Source organism: Pseudomonas sp. RtIB026, from assembly GCF_016861355.2.
Lineage (GTDB): Bacteria > Pseudomonadota > Gammaproteobacteria > Pseudomonadales > Pseudomonadaceae > Aquipseudomonas > Aquipseudomonas peradeniyensis.
Genome location: NZ_AP023348.2, coordinates 3,186,421 through 3,213,183, shown reverse-complemented (window position 1 = coordinate 3,213,183; position 26,763 = coordinate 3,186,421). Strand labels below are relative to the sequence as shown.

Here is a 26,763-nt window from a genome sequence, read left to right as displayed (position 1 = left end):
TACTACCACTCGCTGGACAGATCGGGAGGCATTGCAACCTCAGGCGCCGATAGCGGAGGAGAAACGGATTTATCCATGACGCGCCCGGCTTCGCGGGTGCTCGCGGATAAACCCGCTCCTGCAGATCCGCGCCGCTCAGTCCTTGAGCTTCGCCGCCAACTCCCGGACCCGCTCGAGGTCGGCCTTGGCCACCTTGGCCAGGCCGGTGCCGTAGTCCGCATCCGCCTTGTAGAAGAACGACAGCATGATGTAGCGGCTCTGCTCGTCCGCCGTCGCCAGGGCCTGGCCGAGGCTGTTGATCAGGTCGGTCTGGTCCTTCTTGCCGTAGGAACGGAACAGCTCGCCCGCCTGCTTGAAGTTCTGCTCGCGCTGGATCTTCGCCTGCTGGGTGCTGCCGCTCAGCGGGGCCTGCACATAACGCGCGTCGGCCTGCTCGTCACGCGGCTGGCGGCGGCTCGGCTGGTAGTTCACGCCGCTGTCGGTGTGCCCGGCGTTCATCGCGCCATCCTGGTTGACGGTGTTGACCTCGGCCCGCGGGCGGTTCACCGGCAGGCTCAGGCCATTGGCGCCGACCCGGTACATCTGGGTATCGGCGTAGGCGAACAGGCGCCCCTGGAGCAGGCGATCCTCGGACGGCTCGATTCCTGGTACCAGGTTCGACGGCGCCATGGCCACCTGCTCGGTCTCCTGGAAGAAGTTGTCGACGTTGCGCTCGAGCACCATCTGGCCGATCTTGCGCTCCGGCACGTCGGGCCAGATCTTGGTCGCGTCCAGCGGGTCGAAGTCGAACTTGGCCAGCTCCTCGGGCTTGAGCACCTGGATGTACAGGTCCCATTTCGGCAGCTTGCCCTGGTTGATCGCGCTGACCAGGTCGTGGGTCATGTGGCTATAGTCGCGGCCCTGGACCTGGGCGACCTGTTTCGGGTCGAGGTTCTTCTGCCCTTGCAGACTCTTCCAGTGGAACTTCACGTAGTGCACCTGGCCCTTGGCGTTGACCAGCTTGTAGGCGTGCACGCTGTTGCCGTCCATCTCGCGGTAGCTGGCCGGCGTGCCTTCGTTGGAGTACAGCAGGGTCAGGGTGCGGGTGGCTTCCGGTACATGGGAGAAGAAATCGAAGCGGCGCGAATCGTCATCGAGGTTGCTGCGCGGGTCCGGCTTGAAGGCGTGGACCATGTCCGGGAACTTGATCGCGTCGCGGATGAAGAAGGTCGGGAAGTTGTTGCCGACCAGGTCCCAGTTGCCATCAGCAGTGTAGAACTTGGTGGCGAAACCGCGCGGATCACGCAGGGTTTCCGGCGAGTGGTTGCCGTGCACCACCGAGGAAAAGCGCACGAATACCGGGGTCTTCTCGCCGGGGCGGAACACCTTGGCCATGCTCAGGTCGCTGATGTCGGCACTGGCGGTGAACTGGCCATGGGCGCCGGTGCCGCGGGCGTGCACCACGCGCTCGGGGATGCGTTCGCGGTCGAATCGCTGCAGCTTCTGCAGCAGTTGCACGTCCTGCAACAGCACCGAGCCGTTGGGGCCGGCTGTCTGCGAGTTCTGGTTGTCGCCGACCGGCGCGCCGTTGTCACGGGTCAGGGTGGCGGCCTGCACGGATAGCGACAGCAGACTGGCGGCGAGGCTGCCCGCCACCAGCAGGCGACCGGGTTGGAACAGCTTGAGCAAAGGGATCATGGGGTACTCCTAAGGGTTCTTTCAGGCGTCTTGATGCGCCTCGAAAAGGGTAAGGAGCCCGTGACCGATCACTAAATTGATCCTGCTCATCAGTGCAATTGGTAATTTCAATCCTGTTTTTTATTCATGAATGCTATAGGCAAGCATCGCTGCCCTGGCATTGAGTCCTAGAAGTCCACCTTGCCGCGCCCTGCCTTGATCGTCCCACGCCTGGACTTCGAATCGAGGCGGCGGGTCTTTGAACCGAGGGTCGGCTTGGTCGGCCTGCGCTTCTTCTCGACCTTGCCGGCGCCGATGATCAGCTCGGCCAGACGCTCCAGCGCGTCCAGGCGGTTCTGTTCCTGGGTGCGGTACTGCTGGGCCTTGATGATCAGCACGCCGTCAGCGGTAATGCGGCTGTCGCGCAGCGCCAGCAACCGCTCCTTGTAGAACGCGGGCAGCGACGAGGCCGGGATGTCGAAGCGCAGGTGCACGGCGCTGGAGACCTTGTTGACGTTCTGCCCGCCGGCGCCCTGGGCGCGGATGTAGGTCAGTTCGATCTCGGCATCCGGCAGATGCACATTGTTGGAGATAGTCAGCATGGTGCGCCTCTTGTGATAGCGCGGCCATTATCGCATCTCCTTGGCGTCCCGGGGTGTCAGGCCTGCGCCATGCGCCGCCGGTACTGCCTGGCGCGCACGGCGTCGGTCCATTGCTGGCGCAGCAAAGCCCACAATGGAGATACACCGGGCTCGGGCGCCTTGGCCTCGCTCAGCCTGCGCAGCTGGAACTTGACCATGGCCATGTTGCCCAGCGAAGCCAGCGCCTTGTTCTTCCAGGTGATCGGGCGCAGTTCCGGCACCACCGTCTCCCCCGCCTGCCAGGCGCGGGGCAAGGCCGGCGCGATGGCCAGGGCGGTGCCGATGCCGACCATCTCGACGCCGCTCTGCACCACCTGCTCGGCGACCGGTCGACGGCGGATGCCGCCGGTGACCATCACCGGCATCTTCGCCACCGTGCGGATGTCCCGGGCGAACTCCAGGAAGTACGCTTCACGCGCAAGCGTGCGGCCATCCCGGGCCTGGCCCTGCATCGCCGGCGCCTCGTAGCTGCCACCGGACAGTTCCACCAGGTCGACCGCCAGCTCATTGAGCAGGCACACCACCTGCCGGGCATCGTCGGCGCTGAAGCCGCCACGCTGGAAGTCCGCCGAGTTGAGCTTGACCGCCACGGCGAAGCCGGGCGACACCACCGCGCGTACCGCCTTGACGATCTCCAGCAGCAGCCGCGCGCGGTTGTCCAGGGAGCCGCCCCACTGGTCGGTGCGCTGGTTGCTCAGCGGCGAAAGGAACTGGCTGAGCAGGTAGCCATGGGCCGCATGGATCTGCACGCCGCTGAAGCCGGCCTGTTCGGCAAGCCGCGCGGAGCTGGCGAAGCGCCGGATCACCTCGTCGATCACCTCGGCAGGCATCGCCCGCGGGGTGGCGAAATGCCTGGACATGTTGCCCAGGTCCAGCGCCACGGCCGAGGGTGCCCAGGTCTGCTGCCCGAGGCTCGCCGGCATCTGCCGGCCGGGGTGGTTGATCTGCAACCAGAACTGCGCCCCCTTCGAGCGGCCGATGGCGGCCCACTGGCGAAAACGCTCCAGGTGCCGGTCATCTTCCAGCACCACGCCGCCGGGGCCGGTCATGGCGCGCCGGTCGACCATGACGTTGCCGCTGATGAGCAGACCGGCGCCGCCCTGCGCCCAGGCCTGGTACAGGCGCATCAGCCGGTCCGAAGGTGCATGGTCGGCATCGGCCATGTTTTCCTCCATGGCGGCCTTGGCGATGCGGTTGGGGACGACCGCGCCATTGGGCAGGGTAAGGGGGGAGAACACGTCCATCGGCAATACCTCGAAAAGTGGTGTGCCGCAGACGTTAGCCTTGAAGTCAACTTTAAGGTCAAGCCCTGGGTTGGCGAAAATTTGATCATTGACTCTCAAGTTGGGTTGAACGTTAGGGTGATTGCGCAGCGACAGCCCTTACCCCCCTGGAGATACCGCACCGTGAAACTCGCAAGCGCAACCGCCTTGGCCGGCGCCCTGCTGATGCCCGTCACCCACGCCGCCAATGGCCTCCCTGAACACGCCGAAACCACGCAGATCGACATCGCAGGGCTCTCGGTGCCAGTGCTCAAGGGCGGGCTGTACGACCGTTACCGTTCCAACCCGCCGCTGGCCGTGATCCAGGCCGAGGCGCCGGGCATCGACCTGAGCTGGTTCAAGGGCCTGGAGAAGACCCGGGTCGACATGGGCTTTACCTCCTACTCGCCGAACTTCTACTACAGGAACAGCCGCGTCACCGCCGTCTATACCGCCGACCTCGACCGCCTGCGCGCCCTGATGCCCGCCGAAGTGCTGGAACAAGTGCAACCGTTGCAGGTGTGGCCGGGGCGCGGGCTGGTGGCGTTTACCGCCTACACCTACGACTACTGCGACAACGACAGCTACAACGAGATCGCCCTGTCGATCATTACCAGCAAGCCCGGCAAGGCTAATCTCGGGCCTTTCTCCCTGGTCGGCCAGTCGATGGCCAAGGATTTCTGGGGTTATGTACTCAAGCTGCCGGTCAATACCGAGCTGGCGCGGGTGCGCGGCGTGGTGGGCTACAACCTGCCCAAGTGGCTGACCGCGATCGACCGCCGCGAGGATGCGCGGGCCGTGACCTACGACATCGGCGACGCGCAGAGCGGCAAGGTGGATGTGATCTTCAGGGCGAAGAAGCTCGAGGGGCTGTCCGCTGAACCAGGCCTGGTGACCAACAGTTTCACCAACCTCGACCACCAGGGCCGGCTGGCCTACGGCTACGCCACCTCGCGCCAGACCCTGCATGCCTCGAGCATGAGCGGGGATTCGGCGCAGCTGGTGCTTGGGGATGGCGAGCTGTCGCGCTATATCCGCGATCTGCAGCTGGGACGGATGGTCAAGTACGAGTATGTGCCTGAGTTCCAGAGCGCGCTGTATGCACCCAGGCCGCTGGCGGCGCTGGGCTCGAGCGACTGAGACGGAACTGACGGTGCTCGATTCCTGTAGGAGCGGGCTTGCCCCGCGATGAGGCCGGCCATGACTATGCAGTGGCATGGCACCGGCCGAGGCCGGTGTTCGCGGGGCAAGCCCGCTCCTACAAGTCAGTAGCTTGCCGGGCCTTGTCCTGGGCAAGCTCCTCGCGCAACCGCTCCAGCACCCGCTGCGAGTTGTCCACGCAGGGCATGCCTTCAGGCTTGCTCTCGATCCCCTCGATCACCAGCAGCAACTGCGCCTTATTGCGCGCCAGGCGCTCCTGCAGTCGCTCGATCTCCTCGACCTTGCGCCTGAGCCCGCCGAGCAGTTCGTCATGCTGCCAGCCCTTGCTCTTGGCAGGCAGCAACTGGCGGATCTCCTCCAGCGAGAACCCGGCAGCCTGGGCGTTGGTGATCATTTCCAGCACCCATACCGCGTCGGCATCGTAGTCGCGATAGCCATTGGCCTTGCGTTCGACCGAGCTGATCAGCCCGCTGGCTTCGTAGAAGCGGATACGCGACGCGGCCAGCCCGGTAAGTTTGGCCAACTCTCCTATTCTCATCCGGCACCTTTGAAATTGCATTGACCTTCAAGCGCACTTTAATCCTAGTGTTGTCCGGTGGCCAGTGAACCATCACCGGCCTGCCCGCTCCACACCCTAGAGACAGGAGAAGCGAAATGGGATACGTCACAAGCAAAGACGGTGTCGAAATCTTCTACAAGGACTGGGGACCCCGTAACGCCCAGGTGATCTTCTTCCACCACGGCTGGCCACTGAGCGCCGACGACTGGGATGCCCAGCTGCTGTTCTTCGTCGCCGAAGGCTATCGCGTGGTCGCCCATGACCGCCGTGGCCACGGTCGTTCGAGCCAGGTCTGGGATGGCCACGACATGGACCACTACGCCGACGATGTGGCCGCCGTGGTCAAGCACCTGGGCGTCGAGGGTGCGGTCCATGTCGGCCACTCCACCGGCGGTGGCGAGGTGATCCACTACATGGCCCGCCATCCCGAAGACAAGGTGCCCAAGGCCGCGATCATCGCCGCGGTTCCGCCGCTGATGGTCAAGACCGACGGCAACCCCGGCGGGCTGCCCAAGTCGGTGTTCGATGATCTGCAGGCCCAGCTGAAAGCCAACCGGGCGCAGTTCTACCACGATATCCCGGCGGGGCCGTTCTACGGTTACAACCGCCCCGGGGCCAAGGCGGACCAGGGGGTGATCCTCAACTGGTGGCGCCAGGGCATGATGGGCGGCGCCCAGGCACACTACGACGGAATCGTCGCGTTCTCCCAGACCGACTTCACCGAGTCGCTGAAGAAAGTGACCGTCCCGGTGCTGGTGATGCATGGCGACGACGACCAGATCGTGCCCTACGAGAACTCGGGGCCGCTGTCGGCCAAGCTGCTGCCCAAGGGCATCCTGAAGACCTACAAGGGCTACCCCCACGGCATGCCGACCACCCACGCCGACGTGATCAACAAGGACCTGCTGGCATTCTTGCGCAGTTGAGATACCCGTCGGGGGCCGCCGCGCCCCCGACGAGTACTTGATCGAGTAACAACTTTAAAACTTTTTACATATTGGCTACGTGCACTTACAGCTGTTCAACACCCATTAAAATACTTTCACCAAAAACCTCCATATCGGCCACAACTGTTAATTGAATTAACAGGCCATGGGCCAGACAATTAAATACCCCTGCCCCTGGTAACGTCCCGCGTTACCTGGGCATGGTGGTTTCAAACCAACCAGGTACGGCTGCCTTCTCTTGACTCAAGAGTGCGTATGGCTGTGCGCCTGAAACTGCTGTTCGGCCCAACTTTCACACGACTTCTACACCCCGTCACGGGGTGTAAGCCGGGCCCGTCATTGACCGAGGAAACCTATGAACACCCCTGCCACCGTCGCGCTCGACGCTGTCCCTTCAACCCAGGAACGTATCCTGCTGACCGGCGCCACAGGTTTTCTCGGAGGCGCCGTCGCCGCCCGGATGATCGCCGAAAGCCATGCCGGCGCCCTGTGCTTCCTGGTCCGCGCCGACAACCCGGCCCAGGGCCTGCAACGCCTGCGCGACAACCTGAGCCAGCATGGCGTCGATGAGCGCCAGGGCCTGGCGCTGAGCGAGGCGCAGATCATCTGCGGCGACTTCCTCGACACCGCCTGGCTGGCCCGCGAGACCCCGCGGCTGATGCAGGTCGACAGGGTAATCAACTGCGCCGCCGTGGCGTCGTTCTCGAAGAACCCCAATATCTGGCCGGTGAACGTCGAGGGCACCTTCGCCTTTGCCCAGGTGCTGAGCCGCTCCGCGCGCCTGAAGCGCTTCCTGCACGTGGGCACCGCCATGTGCTGCGGCCCGCAGCGCGAGTCGCCAATCAGCGAGTCCTGGGAATTCCCCGAGGCCGCCCAACAGCTGGTGGACTACACCGCCTCGAAGGCTGAGGTTGAACGACGTCTGCGTGAGGAGCTGCCCGCCCTGCCCCTGGTGGTGGCGCGGCCGTCCATCGTGGTCGGCCACCGCAGCCTGGGTTGCCAGGCGTCGGGCAGCATCTTCTGGGTGTTCCGCATGGGCTTCGCCCTGGAAAGCTTCACCTGCGGCCTGGACGAACAGATCGATGTGATCCCGGTGGACTATTGCGCCGAGGCGCTGATCGGCCTGACCCTCAAGCCGCGCCTGAGTCACGACCTGTACCACATCTCCGCCGGCCATCACTCGGCCTGCACCTTCGCCGAGATCGACGAAGCCTTCGCCCTGGCCAATGGCGCGCAACCAGTGGGCGAGCGCTATCGCAAGGTCGATGTCGACGACCTGAAGTCGCTGGCCAGCCGCTTCGAAGCCCGCATCGGCCCGGCCAACCCGCGCCTGGTGCTGCGCGCACTGCGCCTGTACAGCGGCTTCGCCGACCTCAACTACCTGTTCGACAACAGCCGGCTGCTGGAAGAAGGCATCGCCGTGCCGCCACGCTTCACCGACTATCTGGACGTGTGCGTCAGGTCGTCCAGCGGTGTGAGCATCGCCACGCAGATGCAGTGGGATTTCAAGTAAAAGCCATTCGCCATCCCTGTAGGAGCGGCCTCGTGCCGCGAAAGGGCCGCGCAGCGGCCCCAGCGAATTCTGCCTCTACGCTGAGATCCTGGGGCCGCTGCGCAGCCCTTTCGCGGCACAAGGCCACTCCTACAGGGAGTGCAGCCGCTGGCGGTGATTTACTTAACATGTTCATGAGGCGCATGATCACCACACCTCCTGTGGAGGTCATGCTGTCGCCGTACGCCCTCAGAGATGGACACACTTGGCAGCCTGAAGCAAAACCCTGGCAGCCCCAGGCAAGACACCTACCTGTCGTTAGGTGCTCAATGCCTGCAACCGCCAGCGCTTGTGCAAGCCCTGCTGTCCAACAATTCCAACTGTCCAGGCTGCGCCATGATCAACATCGAAACGCCCACGTACTACACCGCCACCAAGAAGTACAACCTGAGCTTCCCCACCCTGGAAAGCGACATCGACGCCGATGTCGTGGTGATCGGCGGCGGCTTCTCGGGCATCAACACCGCCCTGGAACTGGCCGAGAAAGGCATCACCAACGTCGTCGTGCTCGAAGCCCGCTACCTGGGCTTCGGCGGCACCGGCCGCAATGGCGGGCAGATCATGGCCGGCATCGGCCACGACCTGGAGAAGATCAAGGGCAGCGTCGGCGAGAAAGGCCTGCGCGAGATCTTCGAGATCAGCGAACTGGGCGCCGGCATCATCAAGGAGCGCATCGCCCGCTACCAGATCGACGCCGACTTCTGCCACGGCTACGGCTACATGGGCTTCAACGCCCGCCAGGAAAAGACCCTGCGCGCCTGGGAAAAAGACTTCAAGGCGATCAACGGCAAGGATGAGATCCGCTTCCTCGGCGGCTCGGAGGTCAAGCAGATCATCGGCTCCGACGCCTACAGCAGCGCGCTGCTGCACATGGGCGGCGGCCACGTGCATTCGCTGAACCTGCTGCTCGGCGAAGCCCAGGCCCTGGTCGGCCACGGCGCGCGGATCTTCGAGCACAGCCCGGCCCTGGAGGTGCACTACGGCGAGCGGATCACCGTGCGCACCGGACGCGGCTCGGTCAAGGCCAACAAACTGCTGTGGGCCTGTGACAGTTTCCTCAACAAGCTCGAACCCGAGCTGCATGCGCGCACCGTCAACACCTACGCCTTCCAGCTGATGACCGAACCGCTGTCGGACGAGCAGATCCTGCGCATCAGCCCGATCCGCGGTGCCTACAGCGACATCCGCCCGGTGATCGACTACTACCGCGTCACCCGCGAGAACCGTCTGCTGTTCGGCGCCGCCACCCCGTTCGTGGAGCACATCCCGAAGGACCTGAAGGCCTGGAACCGCAACCTGATGCTGAAGATCTTCCCCTACCTCAAGGACGTGCGCATCGACCTGGCCTGGGGCGGACCGATGGCCACCAGCGCCAACCTGTTCCCGCAGATCGGCACCTTGAGTAACCGTCCCAACGCCTTCTACGTGCAGGGCTATTCGGGCTTCGGCGTCACCCCCAGCCACATCATTTGCAAGATCCTCGCCGAAGGCATGAGCGAAGGCTCCAGCCGCTACGAGCTGATCAGCTCGGTCAAGCATGCGCGCATCCTCGGCAAGGACCACATCCGCCCGCTGCTGCTGACCGCCGGCAAGACCGTGCATCAGCTGTCGGGCTTCTTCAACGGCCGCCGTTGATTCCTTTTGAACAACACCAGGAGAACCACCATGACCCTTACCGCCGTCCGCCAGGGTGTGCAACTGTCCGAACTCGACGCCTGGGGCACCGTTGCCGACCTGGGCTCGACCATCCTCGAAGGCGAGGTCAAGTGCTACGGCAAGATGACCCACGGCGCCCCCACCGACCCGGTCAGCAGCGCCTACTTCGGTACCACCCAGGGCAAGTTCCGCATGGTCTACCCGTTCAGCGAGCAGGCGGTGATCGTGACCGGCGAGATCCAGCTGACCGATGAATCCACCGGTCAGGTGACTCGGTACAAGACAGGCGATGCCTGGTTCGTGACCAAGGGCACGCCGGTGCTGTGGGAAGTGCTGAGCGAGACCTTCGTCAAGCATTACCTGGCGATCGCCTGACGAAACGCCCCCGCGATAGCGGCCGCCGATACATCCTCGTCAGGCAGATTAATACTATCGCGGGGCAAGTCGCATCGGCGCACCGCCGCTCCCACGGGTTCGATGAGTACCTTGTGGGAGCGGCGGTGCGCCGATGCGACTTGCCCCGCGATGACCATTACCGCCCCGGCATCAGGGCCATGGCCCGGAAATCCTTCGGCGACTGCTCGAAATGCTTCTTGAATGCCCGGCTGAAGTGCGCCGAGTCGGTGAACCCCCACTTGTAGGCGATCGAGGTGATCGACTCGCGCTTGAGGAACGGGTTGGACAGGTCGTCCGCGCTGCGCTTCAGGCGTGAGCGCTGGATGTAGCGGCAGACGCTGTCGCCCTCCTCCTCGAACAGGCGGTACAGGTGGCGTACCGAGATGCTCAGGCGTTCGGCCAGGTTGGCCGGGGTCAGGCCCGGCTGGCCCAGCGACTCGTCGATGACCTTCTGCACGTAGCCGCGCAGGCTGGCGCCGCTGAGCCCGGCGAGCGACCCGGGATTGTCGTCGCCGCGCTCGAACCCCGGCTCCAGCAAGGCGATGAACGCCGCCTGCAGCGCCTCGCCCTGGGTTGCCCCGGCCTCGTCGCCCTCGCGGCACAACTGGTCCATCAGCAGGTGCAGCATGCGCCCGCAGGCGTTAGTCGAGGAAATCTTGCCGAAGGTCGCGCCCTGCCCGGTCACGTGCTTGCGCACCTGCTCGCGGGACAGCGACAGCGAGACATGCTCGATCAGGCCGAACGGGGTGATCTCGCACGGGCCTACCGAATCCATCAGCAGCAGCTCGCCCGGTGACAGCTGGATACTCACGCCGTCCTGGGTGATCTGCGAGTAGCCCATGCGTTGGCTGACCAAAAAGCAATGCTGGTCGTCGTCGCGGTCGGGGTTGTCGCCAAAGCGGCGGATGGTGCCGGCGTTGGTACGCAGGTTGGCCAGGGCCAGGCCGGCGCGGTTGTAGGTCGAGATCTCGCCGATGAACAGCGAGCGGTTGAAGGCCAGTTCGGTCTGGAACCGGCCGCAGACCTTCTGCATGGCCGTGGTCCAGCGCTCCAGGCCGTCCAGGGCGGGTCTGGCGTTGCACTGAGTGACGGGTTGGGGCATGGCAACCTCCACACGCGGGCGTTGTTGTTATGCGCTAATTGTTAACATGTTATCAATGAGCGTACAACTGTCATCGTTCGCGGGGGGCTTTAGGACGGTGGGAGCGCTTCGCGGCACAAGGCCGCTCCTACACAAGGATGCGATCGTCTGTAGGAGCGGCCTTGTGCCGCGAAAGGGGCGCGAAGCGGCCCCAGGTTCAAAGATCGCGAAGCATGCGCTCCAACGCATCAAATACCTGCCAGAGGTGCTTGCGCTGTTCAGCGTCGAGGGGAATGTAGCGGCGCAAGGCGGGCATCCGGTTGACCACCTCGCTGGCGCCCATGTGCTCCAGGGTGACCTGCCACAGGCCGTCCTGGCAATCGATGGCCAGGCGCTTGAAATCCAGGGGCATCAGGACGGTGTGAACCGCTGCGAGGCGCGCGTCGAGGCGCTCGAACAAGGCCTGGTCGCCGCCCCGCCGTCGGCAGGCAACACCACTGCGGCGCAGCACGCCGGTGTGGTGCAGTTCCGCCCGCAGCCTGCCCTGGTCGCGGGCAGGCACGCGCAGGATGAACTCGCACATCACCAGGTGCATCAGCAGGTGGCTTTCGGTACGCTCACGCACTTCGATCCGAGGGCCATCCTCGCGGTAGGTAAACGATGTTGCGGATTGCAAATCCGTCAATCCCAGGTTTCGCCCCACCCGCTGCAAGGTCGCCCCAGGCCGGTATCCAGCCGGGGCGCGCGGGCCGGTCAGGTGTTCAAGCCAGCTTGCCGACATGCTGCACCTGCTCGTTGTGAGAATGACCGGGCTCGGCGGCGAACTCCTTCTCCAGCACGTCCTCGACCCGCGCCGGGCGGAACGGGTTGACCTTCTGCACGCACAGCGTCCAGAACAACGCATAGGCCGCAGTGGCGCCGAGCATCACGGCGAACGGCAGGTAGACATCGGCCGGGTTCATCCCCGGCGGGGTGATGAACCACATTCCCAGCAGGATGCCGATGCTGGAGACGATCTGCGGCAGCGGGAACAGCGGCGAACGGTAGGCCCGCGGCAGGTCCGGGCGGCGGATGCGCAGGATCACCACCGACAGGGTCACCAGCAGGTACGCGGTGCTCCAGGCGCATACCGCCGCCAGCACCAGGTGCAGGATGTTGTCGGTGTTGCCGCCCAGGTACCAGGCGTGCAGGCACGGGATCAGCGCCACCACCAGGATGCACAGCAACGGCGTCTTGAAGCGCGGGTGCAGGTAGGTGAACACCTTGGGCAGCGCCCCGTCCACCGCCATGCCGTAGAGAATCCGCGGCACCCCGGCCATCAGCGTGTTGATGGTGGCGGCGCCGGCGAAGAGGAAGCCGATGCCCAGCCACACCGGGCCGATATCGCCCATCACCTGCTCGGCGAAACGCGGGATGGCCATGGGCGTGTCCAGCAGGTGCACGCCGCTGGCGGCGTCGAGCACGACGTTCTCCACCTGGCGCTTCATCGCCGCGCCGTAGATGAACATGCAGCTGGCCACGCCGAACAGGCCCAGGGCCATGGCCTTGGGCATGACCCAGGCCGAGCGGCGCAGTTCCGGCGCCAGCGGGGTGACGAATTCGCAGCCGACGAACATGAACATGGCCATGCCCACCAGCGACAGGATGGTCATCAGGTCGGTGCCAACCAGCGACACGCCGAACGGCCCGTCCAGCTCCACCGCCGGCGCGGCGATCAGGCCAAGCACGCCGAACGCCATCAGCGTGGTCCACATGCCGAAGGTCAGCACCACTTCGGCGCGGCCAAAGGCGCTCACACCAAAAGCGTTGAGCACACCGAACACCAGCACGAAGCCCACTCCCAGCAACCACGAACCACCCGCCGACTCGGCCAGGGTGTTGAGGTGCTCGAAGTTCACCAGGGCCATGACCCCGGAGAGGATGGTCTCGGCGGTGCCGGCGAACACATGCACGATCAGGTACGCCGAGAGGGTGCCGGTGATGGCGAAGAAACGACCCAGGCCGCAGTTGATGTAGTCGTAGACGGAGCCGGTGGTCGGCAGGATCGCCGCCGCCTCGGCGAAGGTGGTCGACTGCGCCAGCATCATCACCGCGGCGATCACCATGGCCACGGCGAAGGCGCTGCCGCCAATGCCGAAACCCATGGTCGCGGTGAGGATCACGGGGCTGGCCATGATCAGGCCAACGGTGCTGGCCAGCGCGGTGGGGAAGCCGACGCTGCCACGGTTGAGGTGCTCGGTGAGCTTATTGTTTATTGTCATGGGTAGGCCCTGGGTGGACGAGGGAAAGATGATCGCTTGCCCGGCGCGCCGCAAGTGCTGGCGAACGCCGGGCCTGCCCCGCGATGAGCTTGACACCCATTGCCGGCATTACCCCTTCACTTTGCGGCCTCCTCCCAGGCGGGGTCTTGCCACAGCCTGCCGCCGATCTTGCCGCTCCCTGCCAGCCCTGCTGCATGCCCTGGGGCCTGCGTGCCGACGATTGAACCTCGACGCGATCCTCGCCGGCCCTATTCCACCGCCTCGAATGGCAGCCCCACATAGTTCTCGGCAATATTGGCAAGGCCGACCGACGAGCCCAGGTAATACTCACGATCCGCCTCCTGCATCTTGCGCTCCCAATCATCCTGGTGCTCGCCAAAATCGTGCAGCAGCCGGGTCATGAACCAACTGAATCGCTCGCCCTTCCATACCCGTCGCAAGGCCATCGGCGAATACTCGGCCAGCAGGTCGGTGCGACCCTCGCGGTACACCTTGACCAGGATCCGGTACAGATAGTTGACGTCCGACGCCGCCAGGTTCAGGCCCTTGGCACCGGTGGGCGGGACGATATGGGCAGCGTCGCCGACCAGGAACAGGCGGCCATGCTGCATGGGCTCGAGCACATGGCTGCGCAGCGGCGCGATGCTCTTCTCCAGCGCCGGCCCCGTGACCAGCTGCGCGGCCACCTCCGCCGGCAGGCGTGCCTTGAGCTCTTCCCAGAAGCGCGCGTCGGACCAGTCCTCCACCCGCTCCTGCAAGGGCACCTGCAGGTAGTAGCGGCTGCGGGTCTGGGAGCGCTGGCTGCACAGCACGAAGCCACGTTCATGGTGGGCGTAGATCAGCTCGTGGTTGACCGGCGGGGTGTCGGCCAGCAGCCCCAGCCAGCCGAACGGGTAGACCCGCTCGTACACCTTCAGCACATCGGCCGGAATGCTCTGGCGCGCCACACCGTGGAAGCCGTCGCAGCCGGCGATGTAGTCGCAGTCGACCCGGTGCTGGCGACCGTCCTTGTCGAAGGTGAGGTAGGGACGCTCACCGTCGATGGCATGGGGCCGGACATTGTCCGCCGAATAGATGATCGGCGCCCCGCTGGCCTGGCGCGCCTGCATCAGGTCGCGGGTGACCTCGGTCTGGCCGTACACCATCACCGTCTTGCCGCCGGTCAGCGCCTTCAGGTCGAGGCGCTGGCGACGGCCATTGACCAGCAGTTCGACGCCTTCATGCACCAGCCCCTCACGGTCCATGCGCTCGGCCACCCCGGCTTCGCGCAGCAGGTCGACCGTGCCTTGCTCGAGCACGCCGGCGCGGATGCGCCCCAACACATAGTCCGGGGCCTGGCGTTCGACGATCAGCGTGTCGATGCCCGCACGGTGCAGCAGCTGGCCCAGCAGCAGGCCAGAGGGGCCGGCGCCGATGATTGCAACCTGAGTCTTCATTGTTGTTGTCTCGCGATGACGATGCCGGCCGGTACTGGCAATGGCCGTACACCTGCTGTTAGGGTTTGCACCTGTATTTTTACTGGCTAACCTGGCGCGAAACGTGTGATATCTGCGCTAAAAACTGCACTTTTACAAAATTCGTTCGATTAACGGACAGCCTTTCATGAACACCCCGCTCCCCGGTATCCCGCTGTTCCAGCTGTACGGCGAACACCACGCCTGGCCGGACACCGACCTGCTGCACTGCGAGTCGATCCCGGCGCGCAGCCGCCTGCACCATTGGGAAATCAAGCCGCACCGGCATGCCGAACTGTTCCAGCTTCTTTATGTGCAACGGGGCGAGGCCCAGGTGGAGATCGAGGGTGAGCGCCGGGTGATTCGCGAGGCGGCGATCCAGGTGGTGCCGCCGCTCACCGTGCATGGCTTTCGCTTCAGCGCCGATATCCAGGGGCATGTGCTGACCTTCGGCACGGCCCTGGTGGTCGACCTGGAGCAGCGCCTCGGTGCGCCCTTGAGCGTACTGGCGGCCCCCCGCTGTTACCCGCTGGGCCAGGACCGTGTGCGCCTGCACGGGCTGATCGACACGCTGCAGCAGGAGTACCAGGGCAGCGCACCAGCGCGAGGGCCCATGCTGCAGGCGCTGGTCACCGCGTTGATGGTCTGGATTCATCGCCAGCAGCGCGCCCTGCCGGCGCGCAATCAGGACGAACGGGACCAGCAACTGCTGGGGCGTTACCTGCGCCTGGTCGAGGCGCATTACCGCGAGCACTTGGCCGTGGACGTATTCGCCGGTCGGCTGGGCATCACCAGCCTGCAGTTGAACCAGCTGTGCCGCACGCTGGCCGGGCAATCGGCGTTGCAGGTGATCCACCAGCGCCTGCTGCTCGAGGCGCGGCGCAACCTGGCGTATACCCGCATGAGCATCGGCCAGTTGTCCGACAGCCTGGGGTTCAGCGATCCGACCTACTTTGCGCGGTTCTTCAAGCGGCTCGATGGCCAGACGCCCAAGGAATATCGCAGGTCGCTCCATCCCTGAACTTGCGCAGTCCCGGTAGGAGCGGCCTTGTGCCGCGAAAAGGGCCGCAGAGCGGCCCCGGCGATCTTTACTTAAAAGCTGAATCCTGGGGCCGCTCAGCGGCCCTTTCGCGGCACAAGGCCGCTCCTACAGAGAGCCAAATCCCTTGGCAGCCTGCTTGACGTATACGTCAACCTGGCATTAGGTTACTCGCATTCCCTCCCCCGAGCCCAAGCATGAGCAGCCAGACCTACAGCATCTCCGACCTGTCCCGCGAGCTGGACATCACCACCCGCGCCATCCGCTTCTACGAGGAACAGGGCCTGCTCAGCCCCGAGCGCCGTGGCCTGGAGCGCATCTACTCGGCACGCGACAAGGTCACCCTCAAGCTGATCCTGCGGGGCAAGCGCATCGGCTTCTCGCTGGCCGAGTGCCGGGAGCTGATCGAACTCTACGACCCCACCAGCGGCAACCAGAAGCAGCTCACCAGCATGCTGGCCAAGATCGCCGAACGCCGTGCCCAGCTCGAACAGCAGATGCTCGACATCCAGCAGATGCACCTGGAGCTGGACACCGCCCAGGAGCGCTGCGAGCAGGCCCTGGCCGCCACCCTGAACCCGTCGCACCCCCACCGTTGATCCGCCACAGGAAGCCCGCCATGTCATTGCCCAAGAATGTCCGCCTGGTCGAAGTCGGCCCGCGCGACGGCCTGCAGAACGAAGCCCAGCCCATCAGCGTCGCCGACAAGGTGCGGCTGGTGGACGACCTCACCGACGCCGGTCTCGGCTATATCGAAGTGGGCAGTTTCGTCTCGCCCAAGTGGGTGCCGCAGATGGCCGGCTCCGCCGAGGTGTTCGCCGGTATCTACCAGCGCAAAGGGGTCACCTATGCGGCCCTGGCACCCAACCTGCGCGGTTTCGAGGATGCCCTGGCCGCCGGGGTGAAGGAAGTGGCGGTGTTCGCGGCGGCCTCGGAAGCCTTCTCGCAGCGCAACATCAACTGCTCGATCAGTGACAGCCTCAAGCGCTTCGAGCCGATCATGGACGCCGCCCGCAGCCAGGGTGTGCGGGTGCGCGGCTATGTGTCCTGCGTGCTCGGCTGCCCCTACGAGGGGCGTATCAGCGCCGAGCAGGTCGCGCCGGTGGCCCGCGCCCTGCACGACATGGGCTGCTATGAGGTGTCGCTGGGCGACACCATCGGCACCGGCACCGCCGGTGACACCCGCCGCCTGTTCGAGGTGGTCGCGGCCCAGGTACCCCGCGAGCAACTGGCCGGGCACTTCCACGATACCTATGGCCAGGCCCTGGCCAATGTCTACGCCAGCCTGCTGGAAGGCATCAGCGTATTCGACAGCTCGGTGGCGGGCCTGGGCGGTTGCCCGTACGCCAAGGGTGCCACCGGTAACGTCGCCAGCGAGGACGTGGTGTACCTGATGCAGGGGCTGGGCATCGAGACCGGGATCGACCTGGACAAGCTGATCGCCGCCGGCCTGCGCATCAGCGAAGTGCTGGGGCGCGCCACTGGTTCACGGGTGGCGCGGGCACGTGGCGTGCGCTGAGTCATACGCCTGTCACACAGGTGTGGGCGGAGTGTTACCGCCTACACGCTTTGCAGAAAAAAATCGGGTAACAGGGAAACAATTCGACAGAATTTCACGTGCCAGCTTTCCCTCAAAAATCATCAAATCATTGATTTTAAAGGACTTTAAAAAGTTGGCACGCCACCTGCTATATCTTTTGGCATAACAAGAACAAAAAACGCGATACCCAATAAAAACAACAGTAAACGGCTCTGACATAACAAGAACAACACGGCAGAGGCGTAGCAAGCAGATTTTTTTGGAGTCGACGTGCTTTCCAGGGGTTTCGGCCCCGCAGCCTGACACAGAACAATAAAACTACCTCCAAGGTAGCGGCAGTCAAGGTTGGATCACGTTGCATGAACGCAGGTCAGCGCTCAAAAAAATACGTTTGCTCTTGGCCCCGGTTGGGGGCCCCGCAATGCAGAGACAAGCGCCGACAAAAACAACAACAGGCCCGTCTCCAATAATAAGAAAAGAGCAGGCAACAACGCTTATGAGGGGAGCTTCGGCTCCCCTCAGTGCTTCCTGCCCTCCTCGTCTTCCTCGCCTTTCTTTTCCCTCGCCTCGCCCTCGACCTTGTCCACCAGCAGCGGCATGCTGGCCAGTACCAGCAGCGCCAGCACGGTGCTCACCAGTGCCGTGGCCTCGCGCCCCATACCTGCGGCCGTACCGATGGCGGCAGTCATCCACAGCCCGGCGGCGGTGGTCAGGCCCTTGACGTGGCTGGTGTCCTGGCCGTTACCCTTGAGAATCGTGCCCGCCCCGAGAAAACCGATGCCGGCGACGATACCCTGGATCACCCGGCTCAACGCCTGCTCGTCGGCGCCGGCCATGCTCGGCGCCAGCACGAACAACGCCGCCCCCATCGACACCAGCATGTGCGTGCGCACTCCGGCCGCCTTGCCCTTGCTCTCGCGCTCGAAGCCCAGCACCGCCCCCAGCAGGGCCGCCATCAGCAGGCGGATCAGGATGCGGGCGACCTCGCGCTCGTCGGTGACATCGGCGAACTCGGTCTGCAAGGCCTCGAGCATCGATTGCCAGAATGTGTCCATCGCTTGCCTCCGGTGTCCCCGATCCTTGTGGAAGATCGCCTGTCGCGCAGTTCGCGCCCCTGTGGGAGTGGGTTTATCGGACCGCCGCGAACACCGGCGCAGCCGGTGCCATCCACCTCTTTGGATTCTTCGCGGGTAAACCCGCTTCCACAGGGTGTGCTTCCCTGTGCGATCTCCTACAGATGACCGCGACACAAGCACCTCGTGCCTTGCACCCCGCCCAACGGCCCCAAGCACGCTGCGACGAAGGTGCGGTGGATAGCCGCAGGCATCTGCAACCAATTGCTCAAGGCTGCTAAATCCAAGGCCTGAGCAAATCAACCCATCATCTGATATGGTTTTTCTCTCAATACCTGGGCCTGTGCTGAAAACAGATCGGGGGCCATAGTGCCCTGGCCTGATCGAGGCCTGATGAGCGATGAACCATGAGCGATAGAATCCCCTTCCGAGTCATCGAGATTGCCCCCGCCGCCAACAAGAGCAAAAGCCAGGTGGCCGATGGCATCCACACCCGCAGCTTCACCGGCTTCTACCGCAACCTGCGGATTGCCTTCGCCGGGTTGCTGTTCGTACTGTTCTTTGGCACCGCCTGGTTGCAATGGGGCGACCGTCAGGCCGTGCTCTGGGACCTGGCCGAAAGCAAGTTCCACATCTTTGGCGCAACCTTCTGGCCGCAGGACTTCATCCTGCTGTCGGCGCTGCTGATCATCTGCGCCTTCGGCCTGTTCGCCATCACGGTGTTCGCCGGGCGTGTCTGGTGCGGCTACAGCTGCCCGCAGAGCACCTGGACCTGGCTGTTCATGTGGTGCGAGAAGATCACCGAAGGCGACCGCAACCAGCGCATCAAGCTGGCCGCCGCACCCTGGGGCGTCGAGAAGATCGCCCGGCGCGGCCTCAAGCACGGCCTGTGGCTGGCCATCGGTCTGCTCACCGGCCTGACCTTCGTCGGCTACTTCACCCCGATCCGCCCACTGGCCGCCGAGCTGTTCAGCTTCGAGCTGGGCGGCGTTGCGCTGTTCTGGATCCTGTTCTTCACCGGCGCCACCTACCTCAACGCCGGCTGGCTGCGCGAGGCGGTGTGCATGCACATGTGCCCCTATGCGCGGTTCCAGAGCGTGATGTTCGACAAGGACACCCTGGCGGTGGCCTACGACCCCAGCCGCGGCGAAGCCCGTGGCCCGCGCAAGAAAGGCAGCGACCCGCGCAGCCAGGGCCTGGGCGACTGCATCGACTGCACCCTGTGCGTGCAGGTCTGCCCCACCGGCATCGATATCCGCGAGGGTCTGCAGATGGCCTGCATCGGCTGCGCCGCCTGCATCGACGCCTGCGACGGGGTGATGGACAAGATGAACTACGCCCGCGGCCTGATCGGCTACAAGTCCGAGCACAACCTGCAAGGCGGCAAGACCCACTGGCTGCGCCCTCGCCTGCTGGGCTACGCCGCCGCGCTGACGGTGATGATCGGCGCCCTGGTGGTCGCCCTGCAGATGCGTCCGATGGTGTCGATGGACGTGATCAAGGACCGTGGCCTGTTCCGCGAGAACGCCCTGGGCCAGATCGAGAACATCTACCTGCTCAAGATCATCAACAAGACCCAGGAACCGCAGCACTATCGCCTGCGCCTGGTGGACGCCGACGGTTTCGAACTGCACGGGCGCAACGAGTTCACCATCGCCGCTGGCGAGATGAGCGAGCTGCCGGTGTCGGTGGCGATGCTCGCCGACCGCCCGAGCAGCAGCTCCCAGGAGCTGACGTTCGAGATCCAGGACAGCGACCAGCCGGGCATCCGCAGCACCGCGCACAGCCGTTTCGTCGCGCCGATGAATCGCTGATCCCTTAAACTGACCACCACCTTGCCTGCCCAGACCATAATGAAACGCTACGAACGATTCGCCGACGACATTGCCGAACTGATCCGCTCCGGGGTGCTTGGCCCCGGCCAGCGGGTGCCTTCGGTACGCTACGCCAGCCAGACCCACGGGGTCAGCCCGTCCACGGTGTTCCAGGCTTATTACCTGCTGGAGCGGCGCGGCCTCATCCGCGCCCGGCCGCGCTCCGGCTACTTCGTCAACGCCCATGCGCCGCGCCCATTCAGCGAGCCGCAGCCCCAGGCGCCGGCCAGCGAGTCCACCGATGTCGATGTCAGCGGCCTGGTGTTCTCGATCCTCGACTCGATCAAGGATCCGCACACCGTGCCGTTCGGTTCGGCCTTCCCCAGCCCGACCCTGTTCCCCCTGCAGCGCCTGTCACGCTCGCTGGCCAGTGCCAGCCGGGCCATGGACCCGCGCATGGTGGTCACCGACCTGTCGCCGGGCAACCCGCAACTGCGCCGGCAGATCGCCCTGCGCTACATGGTCGCCGGGTTGATGCTGCCGATGGAGGAATTGCTGATCACCAACGGCGCCCTGGAAGCGCTGAACCTGTGCCTGCAGGCCGTCACCCAGCCCGGCGACCTGGTGGCCATCGAGGCACCGGCCTTCTACGCCTGCCTGCAGGTGCTCGAGCGCCTCAAGCTCAAGGCAGTGGAGATCCCGGTGCACCCGCGCGAGGGCATGGACCTCGGCGTGCTGGCCCAGACCCTGGAGAAACACCCGGTCAAAGCCGTGTGGTGCATGACCAACTTCCAGAACCCGGTGGGTGCCAGCATGCCGGAGACCAAGAAGCAGGAACTGGTCGAGCTGCTGCGGCGCCACCAGGTGCCACTGATCGAGGACGACGTCTACGCCGAGCTTTACTACTCGCAGCAGGCACCGAAACCGGCCAAGGCCTTCGACACCGAAGGCCTGGTGATGCACTGCGGCTCGTTCGCCAAAAGCCTGGCCCCCGGCTACCGGATCGGCTGGGTGGCGGCCGGACGCTTCGCGCAGAAGATCGAGCGGCTCAAGCTGATGACCTCGCTGTGCGCCTCGATGCCGGCCCAGGCGGCGATTGCCGACTACCTGCAACATGGCGGCTACGATCGCCACCTGCGCAAGCTGCGCTACGCCCTCGAGGGCCAACAGGCCAACATGCTGGCCGCCATCGCCCGCCACTTCCCGGCGCAGACCCGGGTCAGCCAACCCTCCGGGGGCTACTTCCTGTGGCTGGAGCTGCCCGAGCAGATGGACGCCCTGAAGCTGTTCCACATGGCTTTGGCCCAGGGCATCAGCATCGCGCCGGGGCCGATCTTCTCGCCGACCCGGCGCTTCGGCAACTGCATCCGCCTGAACTACGGCAGCCCCTGGGGGGATGGCGCGGAACAGGCCATGGAGACCCTGGGGCGGATCGTGCGGTCGTTTTGATGACTTGATGGCTGGGAGCATGGACCACAACTATAGTGTTAGGGTCCATCGGATGGATCCAGCCTATGCCAGCCCCGTTGCCGCCTTCAGAGCAGTTGCAGGCCCGTATCCAGACCCTCGAGACGCAGGTGGCGAGGCATGAGCTGGAGTTGGTTTGTTTCGAGTTGTTACGCTCCTGCATGGCCGAAGGCTTCTGTGTCCTGGAACTGCTTGATGGCCCCCAAGGGCCATTGAGCGACTACCGCTACATCCTCAGCAACGACGCCTGCCTGCGCCATACAGGCCATGACAAGCGGATGGGGCAGACCGTACGCGAGCTGATCCCGGACGAAGCCGATGCCTGGGTGCCGCGCTTTGCCGAGGTACTGCGCAGCGGCCAGCCGGTACGCTTCGAACAGCGCCTGGACATCACCGACCGTTTGCTCGACGTCTGCGCCTATCGATTGGGGCCGGCCAGTGACAGACGAGTGGCCGTACTGTTTACCGGTGTCCCGGCCAGCGAACAGGCGCGCCAGCTGCTGCACGAGCAAACGGAAGAGCGCATGGACAAGGCCGAAACCAACAACAGGTTGCTTGGCGAGCTGGTGGACCACAGCCTGGCCAATGTGTTCGCCGCAGACTGCAACTTACGCCTGGTGGCGATCAACCGCACGGCGCGCGAAACCTTCGAGCGCCTGCATGGCATTTCGCCCAAGGTTGGCGACCATGTCCATGACATCCTGGCAGGTCTGCCACAGATCATGGAGAAGCTCCAACCGATCTGGCCCCGCCTTATCACCGGGGAGTCTTTCGTCGAGATGGTCAGCCTGGGCATGCCTGAGCAGCCCCGACATTACGAAATGCGCTACAACCCACTGCGCGACGGCAAAGGCCAAATCCGTGGCGGCTATCTGTTCGCCTACGACATCACCGCCCGCGTGCAGGAACAGGAGCGCTTGAGGCAGGCCGAGGAAGCCTTGCGCCAGTCGCAGAAGATGGAAGCCATCGGCCAATTGACCGGCGGCATCGCCCATGACTTCAACAACCTGCTCGGCAGTATTCTCGGCGCGCTGGAGCTGGCCGACAAGCGCCTGACGCAGGGGCGTCAGCAGGACAGCAGGCATCTGCTCGACATTGCCCGGCAGAACACTTCGCGCGCGGCTTCTCTGGTCCAGCGCCTGCTGGCTTTCGCCCGCCAGCAGGCGCTGACGCCACAGCCGCTGGATGTGCACCACCTGGTCGCCGGTATGCGCGAACTGATCCGCAGTTCCCTTGACACCCATATAACGTTCGTCGATGCCACCCGCGCCGGCCAATGGCTGGTCTGCGTCGATCCATCGCAGCTGGAAAGCACTCTGCTCAACCTGTGCATCAACGCCCGGGACGCGATGGCGCGGGGCGGCACCCTGCGCATCAGCTCCGACAACTACCAGCTGGATGCCGCGCAGGCTGCAGCCCTTCAGCTCGAAACCGGACAGTATCTGCACATTCAGGTCGAAGATACCGGCTGTGGCATGACCCAGCAGATCAGCGAGCGTGCCGCCGAACCTTTCTTCACCACCAAGCCCCTGGGGCAAGGCACCGGGCTGGGCCTGTCCATGGCTTATGGCTTCGTGCGCCAGTCAACCGGCCAACTGAACATCGACAGCTCACCAGAGCGCGGCACCTGCATCCACATGTATTTACCACGTGCTCATGCAGGCAGTGCAGCGCAAGCAGACGATATGCCGCAGGCGATCACGCAAGCAAGGCCCAGGCAACCACTCATCCTGCTGGTAGAAGATCAAGCGACACTGCGCCTGGTGATACGGGAAATCCTCGAGGAACAGGGCTTGCAGGTTCAGGACTTCGAGAATGGCCGCACGACCCTGTGCGCCTTGGACGAAGGCGCTCGCCCAGACTTGCTGGTGGTGGATATCGGGCTGCCGGGGGATATCGACGGATACCAGGTCGCCAATGCCTGCTGGGCTATCGAAGAGCATCTGCCCACCCTGTTCATCACCGGCTACGATGGTGCCATCGATACCCGCCGGATCAAGGGCTCGCCGCCCATGACCCTGTTGCACAAACCCTTCGAACTGACACTGCTGACCAGCAGCGTGGAGCAACTGCTGAACGCCGCGCGAAGCAAGCCCCGCGCAAGGCCTTGAGCCGCGCGACTGGACAGGCACACCGACAGGCGATTAGCGTATCTGACCTCACATCGACGGATGCCCGCATGCCCTCGCGCGAACTGCAGTCCCTGCGCCTGGAAGTTGAACGCCTACGCCAGCGCAACGCCTTGCTGGAGGCCGAACTGGCCAATCCACCACGGCATGATCCCGACCTGTTCCGCTTTCTCTTCGACACGATGGACGAAGGGTTCTGCGTCATCGAATTCTTCGACGGCCCGCACGGCCCGCTGAGCGACTACATCCATATCCTCGCCAACGCCGCCTATGCCCGCCACGCGGGGATTCCCAACGTGGTGGGGCAGAAGCTGCGCGAGATGGTGCCGGACGAGGCCGACGACTGGGTGGCCCGCTATGGCCAGGTGCTACGCACCGGTGAGCCTCTGCAGTTCGAGCAGGAATTGATTGCCACTGGCCGGGTGCTGTCGGTCACCACCTTCCGGATCGAGCCCGCCGGGAAACACCAGGTGGCGGTGCTGTTCAAGGATGTCACCGAACGACGCCGCGCAGAAACCGCCTTGCAACAACTCAACGACCAGCTCGAGCAACGGGTCACCGCAGCCCTGGCCGAGCGCAGCCTGTTTGCCGAGCTGGTCGAACACAGTGTCGCCCGGGTGCAGGTGGTGGACACCGCGTTGCGCTTGCTCGCGATCAATGCCCGTGCAGTCAAGGATTTCGAGTACCTGTTCGGACGCAGGATCAAGGCGGGCGACAGCCTGCTCGAAGGCCTGGAGGGATTCCCCGAGGAATGCGAACGATCAGTGGCGCTATGGCGCAGGGCATTGTCCGGTGAAAGCTATACCGAAGTGATCGAATACGGTCGCGGCAATGACAGGCGGCATTTCGAACTGCGCTTCACCCCCTTGCGTGACCACACCGGCGGGATTGTCGGTGCCTATCTGTTCGTCTACGACATCACCCGCCAGGTCAGCGAGCAGAAGCGGCTGCTCGAGGCCGAGGAGGCCCTGCGCCAGGTCCAGAAGATGGAGGCCGTAGGCCAGCTCACCGGCGGCATCGCCCATGACTTCAACAACCTGCTTGGCGGCATGCTCGGCGCCCAGGAGTTGATACGTCAGCGGCTGCAGAAGGCCCGTTACGCCGAAATAACGCCATTGTTGAACAGTGCCTGTGAATCCGCGCAACGGGCCGCCACGCTGGTGCAACGCCTGCTGGCGTTCTCCCGCCGCCAGACCCTGCTGCCCCAGGCCACCCGCCTGAGCACACTGGTAGGGGGCATGGAAGACCTGATCAGCCGCAGCGTCGGCCCGGCCATCGAGGTGAGCAGCGATTTCGAGCAGGAAAACGGCACGGTGTTCATCGATCCACCGCAACTGGAAAGCGCCCTGCTCAACCTGTGCATCAATGCCCGCGACGCCATGCCTGCCGGCGGTCGCATCGACATCCGCTGCGTCGCGCTGGAGGTGACGCAGGTTACAGCCCAATCACTGGACCTGCCTTCCGGGCCCTACCTGCGCTTGAGCGTCAGCGACACCGGACGCGGCATGCCAGCGGAGGTGATCGATCGCGCGATCGAACCCTTCTTCACCACCAAGCCCATGGGGCAAAGCACCGGAGTGGGCCTTTCCATGGTCTATGGCTTCGTCCGTCAGTCAGGTGGGCAACTGCAGATCTGCTCCCAGCCGGGCGAAGGGACCTGCATCCACCTCTACCTGCCCAGGCATGACACCGTTGCCCAGCCTGCGCCTGCAAAAGCTGCGTCACTGCTGTCCGCTCGCGGGCCCGGAAAGCGGGTACTGCTGGTCGAAGACCAGGCCGCGTTGCGCCTGGTGATCGCTGAAGTGCTCGAGGAGCTGGGCCACCAGGTCGATGGCTACGCCACCGGACCTGCGGCACTCGAGGCAGACCTGGGGTTCGACCTGCTGATCACCGACATCGGCCTGCCCGGCGGCATGAACGGCCGCCAGGTCGCCCAGGCCATGCGCGGGCGACTGCCTTCGATCCCGGTGCTGTTCATCACCGGCTACGATGCCAACGCGGTGCTTGAGGATGGGCCCCTGCCGCAAGGCATGCGTGTACTGACCAAGCCCTTCGACCTCGAAAAGCTGGTGGATCAGGTCGATCTGTTGCTGCGCGACTGACGAGCCTAGGGTCTGTACGAAATGTGTCTGCGCGAAGGCCAGACAAGGCGAAACGGGGGGAGGAACGGCCGGGGTCGCGCCCGACTGTACTGGAGTACATGAGCATTCCGAGCCCCGTTTCAACGCAGTATGGGCGAGTGCAGATACATTTCGTACAGAGCCTAACGTCCGCCACTCAGGTCGATGAAGGTGCCGGTCGCGTAGGACGCCTTTTCCGACAGCAACCACAGGATCGCCTCGGCCACTTCCTCGGGCTGGCCACCGCGCCCCATCGGCAAGCCCGGCTCGAGCTTGCTGACGCGGTCCGGGTCGCCGCTCAGGGCATGGAAGCCGGTGTGTATGTAGCCCGGCCGCACGCCGTTGACCCGCACACCCTCGCCGGCTACTTCCCTGGCCAGGCCCACCGTGAAGGTGTCCAGGGCGCCCTTGGAGGCGGCATAGTCGACGTACTCATTGGGCGAGCCCAGCCGCGCGGCCATCGACGACACGTTGACAATCGCCCCGCCCTGGCCGCCATGGCGGCGGGCCATGCGCAGCAAGGCGTGCTTGGCGCAGAGGATCGGGCCGACCACATTGGTCTTCATCACCTTGAGCAGGCGGAACTCGGACATGTCCTCGACGCGACTCTGCTGGCCGATGGTGCCGGCATTGTTGACCAGCGCGGTAACCGGCCCGAGCTCCTGGTCGACGCAGCGGAACAGCCGCACCACTTCGTCCTCGACGCTGGCGTCGGCGCGCACAGCAATGGCCTCGGCGCCCAGCGCACGGACCTGCGCCAGCATCGCCTCGGCGGCCTGGTCGTCAGCGTGGTAGTTGATGCAGATGCGGTAACCCTGTTGCGCCGCCAGCAATGCGGTGGCGGCGCCGATGCCCCGGCTGGCGCCGGTGATGACGATGACCTTGTCCATGAGTCTGCCAAGTAGCCAGGTAAAGGCCTACAAGAGTAGGGGAAATGCCATCATTTGAAAACGGG

22 protein-coding genes are annotated in these 26,763 nt (G+C 64.6%); 12 read left to right on the top strand and 10 right to left on the bottom strand.

Going from position 1 to position 26,763, the window contains the following annotated elements; genetic code table 11:
• Nucleotides 1-135: 135 nt before the first annotated feature.
• The 3 genes from katB to PRtIB026_RS14245 form a co-directional block, all read right to left on the bottom strand.
• Nucleotides 136-1,677 (bottom strand): catalase, encoded by a 1,542-nt coding sequence (gene katB / locus PRtIB026_RS14255; protein WP_203646974.1) that lies wholly within the window; start codon nt 1,675-1,677, stop codon nt 136-138.
• A 167-nt stretch (nt 1,678-1,844) separates the two neighbouring features.
• Nucleotides 1,845-2,258, bottom strand: coding sequence for an alternative ribosome rescue aminoacyl-tRNA hydrolase ArfB (gene arfB / locus PRtIB026_RS14250; protein ID WP_203646975.1), 414 nt, complete (start codon nt 2,256-2,258; stop codon nt 1,845-1,847).
• Nucleotides 2,259-2,314: 56 nt separating this feature from the next.
• Nucleotides 2,315-3,541 (bottom strand): NADH:flavin oxidoreductase/NADH oxidase family protein, encoded by a 1,227-nt coding sequence (locus PRtIB026_RS14245; protein ID WP_267812245.1) that lies wholly within the window; start codon nt 3,539-3,541, stop codon nt 2,315-2,317.
• A gap of 204 nt (nt 3,542-3,745) precedes the next feature.
• Here PRtIB026_RS14245 and PRtIB026_RS14240 point away from each other — a divergent pair, with 204 nt between their 5' ends.
• Entirely contained in the window at nt 3,746-4,699 is a 954-nt protein-coding gene (locus tag PRtIB026_RS14240) for an acetoacetate decarboxylase (ADC) (protein ID WP_203652663.1), read from the top strand.
• A 118-nt stretch (nt 4,700-4,817) separates the two neighbouring features.
• Here the strand turns inward: PRtIB026_RS14240 and PRtIB026_RS14235 are convergent, their stop codons facing one another.
• A complete protein-coding gene (locus tag PRtIB026_RS14235; RefSeq protein ID WP_203646976.1) occupies nt 4,818-5,258 on the bottom strand; it encodes a MerR family transcriptional regulator in 441 nt (146 codons plus the stop codon).
• Between the two features lie 116 nt (nt 5,259-5,374).
• Here PRtIB026_RS14235 and PRtIB026_RS14230 point away from each other — a divergent pair, with 116 nt between their 5' ends.
• From PRtIB026_RS14230 to PRtIB026_RS14215, 4 genes are all read left to right on the top strand, one after another.
• Entirely contained in the window at nt 5,375-6,205 is an 831-nt protein-coding gene (locus PRtIB026_RS14230; RefSeq protein WP_203646978.1) for an alpha/beta fold hydrolase, read from the top strand.
• A 376-nt stretch (nt 6,206-6,581) separates the two neighbouring features.
• Nucleotides 6,582-7,739, top strand: a complete 1,158-nt coding sequence (cprA, locus tag PRtIB026_RS14225; protein WP_203646980.1) for an SDR family oxidoreductase — start codon at nt 6,582-6,584, stop codon at nt 7,737-7,739.
• A gap of 375 nt (nt 7,740-8,114) precedes the next feature.
• Nucleotides 8,115-9,413: an NAD(P)/FAD-dependent oxidoreductase gene (locus PRtIB026_RS14220; protein WP_203646981.1), complete on the top strand. Its 1,299-nt coding sequence runs from the start codon at nt 8,115-8,117 to the stop codon at nt 9,411-9,413.
• Nucleotides 9,414-9,443: 30 nt separating this feature from the next.
• Entirely contained in the window at nt 9,444-9,809 is a 366-nt protein-coding gene (locus PRtIB026_RS14215; RefSeq protein WP_203646982.1) for a cupin domain-containing protein, read from the top strand.
• Nucleotides 9,810-9,966: 157 nt separating this feature from the next.
• Here the strand turns inward: PRtIB026_RS14215 and feaR are convergent, their stop codons facing one another.
• The 4 genes from feaR to pobA form a co-directional block, all read right to left on the bottom strand.
• Nucleotides 9,967-10,932 carry a transcriptional regulator FeaR gene (gene feaR / locus PRtIB026_RS14210; protein ID WP_203646983.1) on the bottom strand — a complete coding sequence of 322 codons (966 nt, stop codon included), beginning with the start codon at nt 10,930-10,932 and terminating at the stop codon, nt 9,967-9,969.
• A gap of 196 nt (nt 10,933-11,128) precedes the next feature.
• On the bottom strand, nt 11,129-11,692 hold the full coding sequence (locus PRtIB026_RS14205; RefSeq protein ID WP_203646984.1) for a DUF3156 family protein: 564 nt from the start codon (nt 11,690-11,692) through the stop codon (nt 11,129-11,131).
• On the bottom strand, nt 11,673-13,172 hold the full coding sequence (locus tag PRtIB026_RS14200; protein WP_203646985.1) for an APC family permease: 1,500 nt from the start codon (nt 13,170-13,172) through the stop codon (nt 11,673-11,675). The genes PRtIB026_RS14205 and PRtIB026_RS14200 overlap by 20 nt, the downstream gene beginning before the upstream one ends.
• A 248-nt stretch (nt 13,173-13,420) precedes the next feature.
• A complete protein-coding gene (gene pobA, locus PRtIB026_RS14195; protein ID WP_267812227.1) occupies nt 13,421-14,608 on the bottom strand; it encodes a 4-hydroxybenzoate 3-monooxygenase in 1,188 nt (395 codons plus the stop codon).
• A gap of 166 nt (nt 14,609-14,774) precedes the next feature.
• On the opposite strand from pobA, the gene PRtIB026_RS14190 reads away from it, so the two are divergent.
• The 3 genes from PRtIB026_RS14190 to PRtIB026_RS14180 all read left to right on the top strand — a co-directional run bounded on the left by PRtIB026_RS14190 (nt 14,775) and on the right by PRtIB026_RS14180 (nt 17,184).
• The gene (locus tag PRtIB026_RS14190) at nt 14,775-15,647 is read left to right on the top strand and encodes a helix-turn-helix domain-containing protein (RefSeq protein WP_267812225.1); all 873 of its coding nucleotides are present in this window, start codon (nt 14,775-14,777) and stop codon (nt 15,645-15,647) included.
• Between the two features lie 215 nt (nt 15,648-15,862).
• A complete protein-coding gene (locus PRtIB026_RS14185; protein ID WP_028692177.1) occupies nt 15,863-16,264 on the top strand; it encodes a MerR family transcriptional regulator in 402 nt (133 codons plus the stop codon).
• Between the two features lie 20 nt (nt 16,265-16,284).
• Nucleotides 16,285-17,184, top strand: a complete 900-nt coding sequence (locus tag PRtIB026_RS14180) for a hydroxymethylglutaryl-CoA lyase (protein ID WP_267812219.1) — start codon at nt 16,285-16,287, stop codon at nt 17,182-17,184.
• A 539-nt stretch (nt 17,185-17,723) separates the two neighbouring features.
• On the opposite strand, the gene PRtIB026_RS14175 is transcribed toward PRtIB026_RS14180, so the two are convergent.
• The gene (locus tag PRtIB026_RS14175) at nt 17,724-18,260 is read right to left on the bottom strand and encodes an MgtC/SapB family protein (protein WP_203646987.1); all 537 of its coding nucleotides are present in this window, start codon (nt 18,258-18,260) and stop codon (nt 17,724-17,726) included.
• A gap of 425 nt (nt 18,261-18,685) precedes the next feature.
• On the opposite strand from PRtIB026_RS14175, the gene ccoG reads away from it, so the two are divergent.
• From ccoG to PRtIB026_RS14155, 4 genes are all read left to right on the top strand, one after another.
• Nucleotides 18,686-20,092 (top strand): cytochrome c oxidase accessory protein CcoG, encoded by a 1,407-nt coding sequence (ccoG, locus tag PRtIB026_RS14170; protein ID WP_203646988.1) that lies wholly within the window; start codon nt 18,686-18,688, stop codon nt 20,090-20,092.
• Nucleotides 20,093-20,131: 39 nt separating this feature from the next.
• Nucleotides 20,132-21,541: a GntR family transcriptional regulator MpaR gene (gene mapR / locus PRtIB026_RS14165; protein WP_267812217.1), complete on the top strand. Its 1,410-nt coding sequence runs from the start codon at nt 20,132-20,134 to the stop codon at nt 21,539-21,541.
• 65 nt (nt 21,542-21,606) lie between these two features.
• The gene (locus tag PRtIB026_RS14160) at nt 21,607-23,670 is read left to right on the top strand and encodes a PAS domain-containing sensor histidine kinase (protein ID WP_203646989.1); all 2,064 of its coding nucleotides are present in this window, start codon (nt 21,607-21,609) and stop codon (nt 23,668-23,670) included.
• Between the two features lie 68 nt (nt 23,671-23,738).
• The gene (locus PRtIB026_RS14155) at nt 23,739-25,790 is read left to right on the top strand and encodes a hybrid sensor histidine kinase/response regulator (RefSeq protein WP_203646990.1); all 2,052 of its coding nucleotides are present in this window, start codon (nt 23,739-23,741) and stop codon (nt 25,788-25,790) included.
• Nucleotides 25,791-25,951: 161 nt separating this feature from the next.
• Here the strand turns inward: PRtIB026_RS14155 and PRtIB026_RS14150 are convergent, their stop codons facing one another.
• The gene (locus PRtIB026_RS14150) at nt 25,952-26,698 is read right to left on the bottom strand and encodes an SDR family oxidoreductase (protein ID WP_203646991.1); all 747 of its coding nucleotides are present in this window, start codon (nt 26,696-26,698) and stop codon (nt 25,952-25,954) included.
• Nucleotides 26,699-26,763 lie beyond the last annotated feature (65 nt).

Bases quoted from the DNA above. Each gene is read 5' to 3' on its own strand.
- PRtIB026_RS14180 (WP_267812219.1), top strand. From the start codon at position 16,285: ATGTCATTGCCCAAGAATGTCCGCCTGGTCGAAGTCGGCCCGCGCGAC.
- PRtIB026_RS14205 (WP_203646984.1), bottom strand. From the start codon at position 11,692: ATGTCGGCAAGCTGGCTTGAACACCTGACCGGCCCGCGCGCCCCGGCT.
- PRtIB026_RS14200 (WP_203646985.1), bottom strand. From the start codon at position 13,172: ATGACAATAAACAATAAGCTCACCGAGCACCTCAACCGTGGCAGCGTC.
- PRtIB026_RS14160 (WP_203646989.1), top strand. From the start codon at position 21,607: ATGCCAGCCCCGTTGCCGCCTTCAGAGCAGTTGCAGGCCCGTATCCAG.
- ccoG (WP_203646988.1), top strand. From the start codon at position 18,686: ATGAGCGATAGAATCCCCTTCCGAGTCATCGAGATTGCCCCCGCCGCC.
- mapR (WP_267812217.1), top strand. From the start codon at position 20,132: ATGAAACGCTACGAACGATTCGCCGACGACATTGCCGAACTGATCCGC.
- PRtIB026_RS14155 (WP_203646990.1), top strand. From the start codon at position 23,739: ATGCCCTCGCGCGAACTGCAGTCCCTGCGCCTGGAAGTTGAACGCCTA.
- pobA (WP_267812227.1), bottom strand. From the start codon at position 14,608: ATGAAGACTCAGGTTGCAATCATCGGCGCCGGCCCCTCTGGCCTGCTG.
- PRtIB026_RS14235 (WP_203646976.1), bottom strand. From the start codon at position 5,258: ATGAGAATAGGAGAGTTGGCCAAACTTACCGGGCTGGCCGCGTCGCGT.
- PRtIB026_RS14220 (WP_203646981.1), top strand. From the start codon at position 8,115: ATGATCAACATCGAAACGCCCACGTACTACACCGCCACCAAGAAGTAC.
- PRtIB026_RS14185 (WP_028692177.1), top strand. From the start codon at position 15,863: ATGAGCAGCCAGACCTACAGCATCTCCGACCTGTCCCGCGAGCTGGAC.
- PRtIB026_RS14215 (WP_203646982.1), top strand. From the start codon at position 9,444: ATGACCCTTACCGCCGTCCGCCAGGGTGTGCAACTGTCCGAACTCGAC.
- katB (WP_203646974.1), bottom strand. From the start codon at position 1,677: ATGATCCCTTTGCTCAAGCTGTTCCAACCCGGTCGCCTGCTGGTGGCG.
- PRtIB026_RS14175 (WP_203646987.1), bottom strand. From the start codon at position 18,260: ATGGACACATTCTGGCAATCGATGCTCGAGGCCTTGCAGACCGAGTTC.
- PRtIB026_RS14150 (WP_203646991.1), bottom strand. From the start codon at position 26,698: ATGGACAAGGTCATCGTCATCACCGGCGCCAGCCGGGGCATCGGCGCC.
- arfB (WP_203646975.1), bottom strand. From the start codon at position 2,258: ATGCTGACTATCTCCAACAATGTGCATCTGCCGGATGCCGAGATCGAA.
- PRtIB026_RS14240 (WP_203652663.1), top strand. From the start codon at position 3,746: ATGCCCGTCACCCACGCCGCCAATGGCCTCCCTGAACACGCCGAAACC.
- cprA (WP_203646980.1), top strand. From the start codon at position 6,582: ATGAACACCCCTGCCACCGTCGCGCTCGACGCTGTCCCTTCAACCCAG.
- PRtIB026_RS14245 (WP_267812245.1), bottom strand. From the start codon at position 3,541: ATGGACGTGTTCTCCCCCCTTACCCTGCCCAATGGCGCGGTCGTCCCC.
- PRtIB026_RS14230 (WP_203646978.1), top strand. From the start codon at position 5,375: ATGGGATACGTCACAAGCAAAGACGGTGTCGAAATCTTCTACAAGGAC.
- feaR (WP_203646983.1), bottom strand. From the start codon at position 10,932: ATGCCCCAACCCGTCACTCAGTGCAACGCCAGACCCGCCCTGGACGGC.
- PRtIB026_RS14190 (WP_267812225.1), top strand. From the start codon at position 14,775: ATGAACACCCCGCTCCCCGGTATCCCGCTGTTCCAGCTGTACGGCGAA.